This is a genomic window from Mycobacterium sp. 1165178.9 (assembly GCF_001673555.1).
Classification (GTDB): domain Bacteria; phylum Actinomycetota; class Actinomycetes; order Mycobacteriales; family Mycobacteriaceae; genus Mycobacterium.
This window is the reverse complement of record NZ_LZMB01000592.1, coordinates 1-4,069: the sequence shown is the minus strand read 5'-3', so window position 1 is coordinate 4,069 and position 4,069 is coordinate 1. Positions and strand designations below refer to the sequence as shown.

At 66.1% G+C, this 4,069-nt stretch carries 6 protein-coding genes; 1 reads left to right on the top strand and 5 read right to left on the bottom strand.

The features are described from left to right. Nucleotides 1-37: 37 nt before the first annotated feature. From A5652_RS25975 to A5652_RS25965, 4 genes are all read right to left on the bottom strand, one after another. Nucleotides 38-784, bottom strand: a complete 747-nt coding sequence (locus A5652_RS25975; RefSeq protein ID WP_067358796.1) for a gluconate 2-dehydrogenase subunit 3 family protein — start codon at nucleotides 782-784, stop codon at nucleotides 38-40. 18 nt (nucleotides 785-802) lie between these two features. Then, nucleotides 803-1,309 (bottom strand): hypothetical protein, encoded by a 507-nt coding sequence (locus A5652_RS25970; RefSeq protein ID WP_067358793.1) that lies wholly within the window; start codon nucleotides 1,307-1,309, stop codon nucleotides 803-805. 37 nt (nucleotides 1,310-1,346) lie between these two features. Continuing rightward, the gene (locus A5652_RS27955; protein WP_156745540.1) at nucleotides 1,347-1,484 is read right to left on the bottom strand and encodes a hypothetical protein; all 138 of its coding nucleotides are present in this window, start codon (nucleotides 1,482-1,484) and stop codon (nucleotides 1,347-1,349) included. A gap of 442 nt (nucleotides 1,485-1,926) precedes the next feature. After that, nucleotides 1,927-2,772 carry an SDR family oxidoreductase gene (locus A5652_RS25965; protein WP_067358791.1) on the bottom strand — a complete coding sequence of 282 codons (846 nt, stop codon included), beginning with the start codon at nucleotides 2,770-2,772 and terminating at the stop codon, nucleotides 1,927-1,929. A gap of 102 nt (nucleotides 2,773-2,874) precedes the next feature. Between A5652_RS25965 and A5652_RS25960 the strand changes: the two genes are divergently transcribed. Then, a complete protein-coding gene (locus A5652_RS25960) occupies nucleotides 2,875-3,684 on the top strand; it encodes an adenylate/guanylate cyclase domain-containing protein (protein ID WP_067358788.1) in 810 nt (269 codons plus the stop codon). A 55-nt stretch (nucleotides 3,685-3,739) separates the two neighbouring features. On the opposite strand, the gene A5652_RS25955 is transcribed toward A5652_RS25960, so the two are convergent. Then, on the bottom strand, nucleotides 3,740-4,069 hold a 330-nt coding region (locus A5652_RS25955), incomplete at its 5' end, for a hypothetical protein (protein ID WP_232001457.1).

Below are 4,069 nucleotides of genomic sequence, written 5' to 3'. Positions count from 1 at the left end.
ATCGCTCCCTTGAACAGGCCTCGCAGCAGGTCGCCCATCACAGCTCCCCGTTGTTCACGACTTGCACCGGATCCTCGTCGGTGGCGCCGGGGGTCTCGTGCGGTTCGCGTGCGGCGGCCGGTCCGGTGGCACCGCCGAGGCGCATGAAACCGCGCGGATAGGCCGGGCCGCCGAACCCGATCTCGTTCCACGCCCAGGGGTGGGAGTAAAAGCCGGACAACATCCCTCGCATGCACACCGACCACGCGCGCTTGACGTTCAGGCTCTCCCATGCCCCGCCCTGAAGATCCGCCTGCGAGAACTTGTCGATGATCGCTTCGCGGGTGGCGGCATCGGCTTCGGCGAACGAGGGTTTGCGGTACTGCGAAGACGCCGTCTCGTCGAGCCCGCGCAGCACCAGCCGCCAGGTGTCGCGGTCGTCGGGCATGTCGGCGTACTGGTAGCCGTCGAGGCGCCCGTCGGCGAGCTTGGAGTCGACGGACTCGGCCACCGGAACCCGCGGCTCGACGTCCTGGGCTAGCACCGTGTCGCAGAATGCGCGCAGGCACGGCTCCTCTTCTGGCGTGAAAAACCGCAATGGGCCAGGAGGTTCGAGCCGGGCCAGCACCACCTTCCTGGTGGCCTCGTCCCACTTGTCGGCGGTTTCCAGCACGTCGTAATCGGGGTAGCGCCCGATCATCTGCGGCGTGGTGCCACGACGTTGCTTGGGCAGCCACGACGGATGTGGTGGCTTGCCATCGGGACGCAGGTTGGGCAGGTGGTCGGGGCGTGAGGTGTTGGCCATCTCAGGATTCCCAGTGCCCTAACCGCGGAACCGTTCGCGGCGCAGGATCGACGCCAGTAACCCCATCCCGCCGACCATGCACATCAGTCCCGGCGCCGCGATCGGCGGCCCCATCGGCACGTTGTAGGAGGCGTTCTTCCATCCGCCCGGTTTGCGCGCGACCCCGCGTGCGTGCAGGTATTCGCCCATCAGCCCGTTGGCCGTGTAGATCCCCGCCGTGATGGGGAGCCAGAGTTTGGCCCAGCGCCGCGAGAACACCCCGCCGATTCCGGCGACGACCACCGGCGGGGTCACCACGATCGGGCTCCACATCCACTTATTGCCGAAGCTGGCTTTGTAGTGCTCGAAGTAGATTTCGGCCGTCGTGACCAGTGCCGCGACGGCGGTCAGCCCCGACAGCGACCGCTCGAAACGGCCGTGCGCGACGTCGTACAAAGCGCGCCCGGCCAGGTGCTGGATCTCGCCGAGTCCGTCGCTGCCGGCGGTGCGGCCTTTTCGCCGTCCGCCGTCGCCCAGCAACAACATGTGTCTTCCTTTCTCGCGCGTCCGTGCGCGCCGGCGCTTACCGGTGCCGGCTGGATTCGTTGGTGGAGCGGTTGGCCGCGCCTTGCGCGCCAACCACACCGTCGTTCGGTGGGTGCTGGAACGCGGTGATGGTTTCGGTGGTTGGTCCGCCGACGAATTCTGTCGTCGTGTTCATGAAACGACCTCGCCTTCGGCTGAACACACGGTCCGGCGGGCTCCGGTCCTGGCGCTGCGTCTGCAGCGCTGGTCGCCAAAGCTGCCCAGAAAACTGGAAAGCGCCCAGCTGTGTCTTTCAACCGAGAAGGTCTCGACAACGCGTCGCGACCGAAGCGCATCGGCTGTGTACCCGGCGTCGTCCTGCGCAAACTGGCCCGCAGCGGGTTCTCAGCAGGCTTTCAGGAGCGCAGGCCGTGTCGGTGTACAGCCCTGCGGTTGAGCGGGATTGGTCAGCGCCAGAGCGAATAAATGCCAATCACTGGTGACCACTGGTACGACGGTGAAGTCCACGACCAGGGCCACTGGCACAACGGCCCATGGGATCCGAACTGGCACTGATCTGCGCCGGCGATCGGGTCAGTCGCTGACCCGATGGGCCCGATAACGACGGGCGCAGCGGATTACGTTGGGGTGGGCTGTATTTCGCGCAGTCGTTTGAGCGTGCGACGCGCGGCTCGCGTCGAAATGGCCGGCGAGTAACGGTCGAGGTACCACAGCGCCTTCCACCAAGACGGCACTATGATGATCGCGTCCCCGCGTAACACGGCTCGAAGGACGCGGGTGGCGAACTCGTCTGGAGCCATCGGTCGCATCGGCTCCCAGAATTTGAGCAAATCCTCGTCGCTGGCGCCTGTGTTCGTCATCCGCCCATACACGCCGCCGGTGAGGATGGGGGTCCGAATCGCGCCGGGACACAGCACCGACACCTTCACGTTGTGCCGCTCGGCCTCCAGCCGCAACGCCTTCGACAGCGCGACGACGGCATGCTTGGAGGCTGTGTAGCTGGCGGTGCCGGGCCCGGCCAGCAGACCGGCCATCGACGCCGTGTTCACGATGTGGCCGGAGCGCTGCCGGATCATGGTCGGATACACCGCCTGGATGCCGTGCACCACCCCGTGCAGGTTCACGGCCAGGACGTCATTCCAATCGTCGAGTGTGTAGGAATCGACCTCGCCGCCGACCCCGATGCCGGCATTGTTGAACAGGTAATCGATCCGCCCGGATCGCTGCACCGCCTCGGCGACCGCAGCCTCAAACGCGGGATAGCTGCGGACGTCGAGTTCGATCGCATGGGCCTTAACGCCGCCACTGCTCAGCCGTTGTGCCAGCTCCTGCGCCACTCCCAGTTGGCGATCGGCGAGCCACACCTCCGCGCCGCCCTCGACCAACTTGGTGGCCAGTGCGGCGCCGATGCCCGAAGCACCGCCGGTGATGAATGCGACCTTGCCCGACAGGCTCGACACCATGAGGGAAGGATAGGCGGCTGGCTACCAAGCGAGAATGCTCTCGACGTTTCTTTACGTCGTCGTTGCCACGAACAGCATCGGGGAACGGTGTGAAAATGAGGGATGGCAAATAAGGGCACGCCTCCACTCCCCGAGGATGCGCAAACCAACGAGGAGGAGTGGGCGCGGTTCTTCGAACTCTTCGGCCACGCCAGGGTTCGTCGCGGCGTTCGGCTCGTCTCGAAGCTGCCGTCGGCGCCCCGATGCGAGGCATGTGGCAACCCGTTCGCCGGCGTCGGTGGCTGGCTGATGCGGCGGATGGACAAGAGCCCGTCACGCAAGAATCCGCGATGGTGCAAGGTGTGCTTCGAGGCGGCGCCCCAAGGCGGCATGACCCTGACCATCGGGGTGCTCTTCGCCGATGTCCGCAACTCGACCGCTCTCGCCGAGACGCTGCCACCGGACGAGATGGCCGAGTGCCTCAATCGCTTCTACTCCGAGCTCACCCAGGTGATCGTCCAGCACGGGATCGTCGACAAGCTCATGGGTGACGAAGTGATGGGCCTCTACCTTCCGGCGTTCACACGCAACGGGCGGTACGTCGATGCGATGGTTGGTGACGCTCTCGCAATCCTGCGCACGCAGGCCCGCGGCTCGCCCAAGGGCCCGCGGCTCGAGGTGGGCATCGGCTTGGACGTCGGTCCGGCCTACGTCGGGATCGTCGGCGAGGGCGAGGTCCGCGACTTCACCGCGATCGGCGACGTGGTGAACACCGCGTCGCGCCTGCAAAGCGTCGCGGCGGCCGGTGAGATCGTCATGCCCGAGGCCGTCGCGTGCATGGCTGGCCTCGACGGGGGCGAGGTCGTCGCCCTCGACCTCAAGGGCAAAGCCGACCCGGTGACGGCGCGCCGGATCACCGTCGCGAGGCGATGAGAGCGATCGGGCCGCCCCCGGGAGCAGGGGTGGCCCGATCCATGATTCATCCGCACTACACGTCAATTGTCTGGCTGACGTAGTTCTCCCAGGTGGCGATCTGGCCAGCCTCGACCAAGGCGGCCTGCATCTCAGGATCGCCAAAGAGCGCCTCCTGGACCTGGCCGTATCGCGTCCAATCGTCGGCTGTGGAAAGCAGGCCGATGGCGTTGGTCGCCGGGCCCCCGATCATGGTCGCCAGCACGGTGACGTTCTCGGCGCCGTGCTTGCGAGCAAGTTCGGTTGTCTTCTTGAGTTGCTTCTGCACCTCGTCCCACTGGACGCCCGGGTTTGGGTGGATCACTACGTACGAGACGATGGTCATGATGGTGCCTCCTATACCTCG